Origin of the sequence: Gemella sp. GH3 (assembly GCF_013415425.1) — a bacterium.
In the GTDB taxonomy this organism is placed as follows: Bacteria; Bacillota; Bacilli; order Staphylococcales; family Gemellaceae; genus Gemelliphila.
The window spans coordinates 1-472 of sequence record NZ_JACBYC010000078.1 but is presented as its reverse complement, the minus strand read 5'-3'; the positions used below and the strand labels follow the sequence as shown (position 1 = coordinate 472).

The 472-nt window shown below is 34.3% G+C and carries 2 protein-coding genes; both read left to right on the top strand.

The window, feature by feature from the left end; translation table 11 throughout:
• Positions 1–227 (top strand): RbsD/FucU domain-containing protein (locus HZY83_RS01915; RefSeq protein WP_305038417.1); only part of this gene is annotated, 227 nt, incomplete at its 5' end.
• A gap of 48 nt (positions 228–275) precedes the next feature.
• On the top strand, positions 276–472 hold a 197-nt coding region (locus HZY83_RS01910; protein WP_228098441.1), incomplete at its 3' end, for a PfkB family carbohydrate kinase.

The window sequence follows — 472 nt, the reverse complement described above, 5'->3', positions numbered from 1 at the left end:
CAGAAGTGGAGATTCAAAAAATTTACTTAGCAGAAGAGATAAAAACAAATAATTCAACTCAGCTTAAAGCAATTAAACACTTAATCGAGGAACATGTAGAGATTGAATTTATTCCTCATAGTAAAATGAAAGAGATGCTTCAATCACCACATAATAAAGGGAACATTAGAACAGGAGAGACCACACCATTCTCTAATATCGTATTAGAATCTAATGTCACTTTTTGATAGAAAGCACGATTGAAGAATTATATATCTAAAAAGGGGGCTATTTCAATGAATAGAAACAAGGTAGTTATAGTAGGTTCAACCAATGTTGATAAATTTATTAACGTGACGCGTTTTCCTAAACCAGGAGAGACATTACACATTGATCAAGCGCAACGAGAATTTGGTGGAGGAAAGGGTGCTAATCAAGCGATTGCAGCTGGTCGTCTAGAAGCTGAAACAACTTTTGTTACTAAAGTAGGTAA